The sequence below is a fragment of the Paraburkholderia sp. EG304 genome, assembly GCF_046543485.1.
Classification (GTDB): domain Bacteria; phylum Pseudomonadota; class Gammaproteobacteria; order Burkholderiales; family Burkholderiaceae; genus Paraburkholderia; species Paraburkholderia youngii.
Genome location: NZ_JBKGUA010000203.1, coordinates 1 through 1,537, shown reverse-complemented (window position 1 = coordinate 1,537; position 1,537 = coordinate 1). Strand labels below are relative to the sequence as shown.

Below are 1,537 nucleotides of genomic sequence, written 5' to 3'. Positions count from 1 at the left end.
GCGAGCACGGCACGACGCGCGAGCAGCCGCTTGCACGTTTCGCCATCGAGAAGCCGCTGCTCGCCGGACTGCCCGATGTGCCGCCAGTGCTGGCCGTATGGTGCGAGGTCAAGGTGCATACCGACGGGCACGTCGTCTACAGGAAGGCACTGTACTCGGTGCCGTTCACGCTCGTCGGCAAGCAGTTGTGGCTGAAGGCGACCGACACGGTCGTACAGGTGTTCCACCGCCATGAACTCGTCGCGACCCATCCGCGGCTGCGCACGCCCGGCGATCGCCACACGGTGCGTGACCACCAGCCGCCTGAAGCGCAAGCGTGGCTCGAGCACGATCCACAGTGGTGCCTGGCGCGGGCAAAGGATATCGGGCCGGCCTGCCACGCGCTCGTTCTCGCGATGTTCAACGACAAGGTGCTCGTCAACCTGCGCGGCGCGCAGGGCGTCGTGAGGCTTCGCGAGAAGGTCGGCGATCAACGGCTGGAGGCTGCGTGCGAGCGTGCGCTCGTGTTTGCCAGCCCCAGGTACCGCACCGTCAAGACGATCCTCGACAAGGGTCTGGACAGCCAGCCCACTGCAGCACCAGCGCCGACGTCTGCCGATACCTACCTGAACGGCGGCCGCTTCGGCCGTGACCTCCATTCCCTTCTGATCCATTGAACGTCCATGAATCCATGTCCAGAACTGAACACGATCCTCAAGCAGTTGCGCCTCTCGGGCATCCTCGACTCGCTCGAGCAACGCAACCGTCAGGCCATCGACGGGCAACTTGCCTACACGGATTTCCTCTCCATGCTGTTGCACGACGAGGTCGCACGGCGAGAGCAGAAGAAGCTCGGCGTGCGGCTCGCCCGCGCTGGCTTCGCCCTCGGCAAGACCCTCGAGAACTTCGACTTCGACCGCGTGCCCAAACTCAACCGCGCTCACATCCATGATCTCGCCACCGGCCGCTACATCGACGAGAAGGTCTGCGTGCTGATGGTCGGCCAAACCGGCGTTGGCAAGTCGCATCTCGCGCAGGCGTTGGGCCACTGCGCCGCGCGTCAGGGCCGTGATGTCCTGTTCATTACGCAAACCGGATTGCTCAAGAAGCTGCATGCAGCAAGGGCGACCGAACTCTATGAACGCAAGCTCCAGCAGTTTGTGCGCGTGCCGGTGCTGATCGTTGATGACTTCGCACTCAAACCTCTTCGTGCGCCCCACGACGAAGACTTCCATGACCTGATAGCCGCCAGGTATGAGCGCGCGGCGACGATCCTGACGTCAAATCTCGACTTCAGCGAATGGGGAGACGCGTTCCCCGACAACCGCATCCTCGGTGCTGCCACGCTCGATCGGCTACGGCATGGCGCCTACCGTGTCGTCATTGAGGGTGAGAGCTTCCGCAAGCCGAAACCGATGCCCGAAAACGGCGAAAACGCGGTTGCCAAATCAGGCAAAAAAACGCATTCTTGAGTCCCTTCGAAATCGCGTTTCGGGGCCATTCCAGGTGGCCTCATTACGCCGATCATCCCCGGCTCGATTACGCCGATCCGTGACAG

At 62.8% G+C, this 1,537-nt stretch carries 2 protein-coding genes; both read left to right on the top strand.

The features are described 5' to 3' along the window. The coding region (locus ACLFKU_RS43330; protein WP_410853337.1) for a Mu transposase domain-containing protein at positions 1-656 on the top strand (656 nt) is incomplete at its 5' end. 6 nt (positions 657-662) lie between these two features. Then, positions 663-1,451: an IS21-like element helper ATPase IstB gene (gene istB, locus ACLFKU_RS43325; RefSeq protein ID WP_368587410.1), complete on the top strand. Its 789-nt coding sequence runs from the start codon at positions 663-665 to the stop codon at positions 1,449-1,451. Positions 1,452-1,537 lie beyond the last annotated feature (86 nt).

What these genes read in the sequence shown, in the direction of transcription:
- istB (WP_368587410.1), top strand. Translation starts at nt 663, where the DNA reads ATGAATCCATGTCCAGAACTGAACACGATCCTCAAGCAGTTGCGCCTC.